Raw genomic sequence first — 1,781 nt, forward strand, 5'->3', positions numbered from 1 at the left:
CGACTCCGGTGAAGCGGGCCGCGGTCGCGTCCAGAACCTCGAAACCGTCCGCGGTGGAGACGATGACGTGCCGGTCGTCCCCGGCCGGATTGACGCGGAGGAATCCGGGCAGTTCGACGCCGCCCTGCCGTTCGAGAGTGTTCCCGTCGAGGAGGTGGATCCCGCCGTCGTAGGTCACGGCCAGGGGTTCGGCGATCGTCTTCTCCGCGGCGCTGTCGGTACCGCAGCCGCTCAGCGCGACGACCGCGGTGAGCAGGCCGGTCAGGGCCGTGGCACGTGTGGTGCCCGTGCGAATGTGCATGACATTCCCTCATCTTTCCTGTGCTGGCCGCCGCGGCGTGATCGCGCGGCGGTCCGGGTCACGCGGGCGCCAGGCCGTCCACCATCGCGGTGGTGTTGGCGCGCATCATTTCCAGGTAGGTGGCCGCGCCCCCGCCGGGCGGCGTCAGCGATTCCGAGAACAGCCCGACGATGCGGACCTCGACACCGGCCTGTTCGGCGAGGGCTCGGGCGAGGCGGTCCGGGCGAGCGGAGTCCACGAAGATCGCCGGAACCCCGGTGGTGCGGATCGCTCCGGCGAGATCGGCCAGATCCGCGGCGCTCGGTGAGGCGAGCGTGGTGCCGCCGGGGATCACCGCACCGACCACCTCGAAGCCGAAACGCTGGGCGAGGTACTCGAAGACATGATGATTGGTGACCAGTTTGCGGCGTTCGGGCGCGACGGTGGTGAACCGATCACCCATCCACCGGCCGAGCGCGTCGATATCGGCCAGGTACCGGTCGGCATTGGCGCGGACGGTCGCGGCGTCGATCCCGGGCACCGTCTCGATCACCCGGTCGCGGATGACCTCGACGGCGCGGTGCACGCGCTGCGGGTCGGTCCAGAAATGCGGATCCGGCTGTCCGGCGGCGTCGCCGGCCCGATAGGGGAGCGCGTCGATGTGATCCCCCACCGGCAACACCGGCACTCCCGCGTCGGCGGCGGTCGTGACGTGCCGGGCCAGTCCCTCTTCCAATCCCAGGCCGTTCGCCACGACGAGGTCGGCACCGTCGAGGACGGCGGCCTCCTGGGCCGACAGCGCGAAGGAATGCGGATCCGAGTTCGGCGGCATCAGGGTGGTGACCGGCGCGGTATCGCCCACCACCGCGCGGGTGATATCGCCGAGGATATCGGTGGTCACGACGACGCCTTCGCCGCCGGAACCGCCGGTGCCGCAACCGGTCAGTGCGAACGCGCCGAGCAGGAGTGCGGCGCAGAGCCGCAGGACGGTGGTCATCGGCCGGTCTCCACCATCAGGTCGGGGCGGATATCGAGGGGGAAGCTGCGGGCGATCCGCAGACCGTCGGCGTAGTCGATCTCGTGGATCTGCCGCCCCGCCGGATCGTTGACATAGGCGCGGTCGGTATCGACCTGCAGCACCGGTGGCGCAGCGGGGTCGACCGGCGCGGCCAGTACGCGGTTGTGCGCGGTTTCCGCGCCGGTCGCGGGGTCGTAGGCGTGCAGCACCCCGTCGGGGGAGAGCGCGAGGATCGCGGTACCCGCGCCGGCGGTGGTCGCCGCGGTCACCGGGCCGGTGCCGATCGAGCGCCACGAACGTTTACCGATATCGAGGACCAGCACCCGGGCGTCCCGGGTGGTGACCAGGACATCGCTTCCGCTGCGGTGGAAGAACTCCGCCGCGCTACCGGAAGTTCCGGCGGGGTAGGGGATCTTCTCGGCGGTGAAGGTGTCGTTGTCCTCGTCGACGAGCAGTGCGCCGTCGGCGCACGCGATCACCGCG

General features: G+C 70.9%; 1 protein-coding gene and 2 pseudogenes. All 3 read right to left on the reverse strand.

Features of this window, described 5'->3' with window-relative positions:
• Positions 1–301, reverse strand: a pseudogene (locus ACWDU1_RS32080) (hypothetical protein); the annotation flags it as partial.
• 58 nt (positions 302–359) lie between these two features.
• Complete coding sequence (gene aztC, locus ACWDU1_RS32085; RefSeq protein ID WP_450004172.1) at positions 360–1,277, reverse strand: zinc ABC transporter substrate-binding protein AztC; 918 nt, start codon at positions 1,275–1,277, stop codon at positions 360–362.
• A pseudogene (locus ACWDU1_RS32090) lies at positions 1,274–1,781 on the reverse strand (zinc ABC transporter permease AztB); the annotation flags it as partial. The pseudogene ACWDU1_RS32090 and the gene aztC, both read right to left, overlap by 4 nt.

The sequence above is a fragment of the Nocardia sp. NPDC003345 genome, from assembly GCF_053589395.1.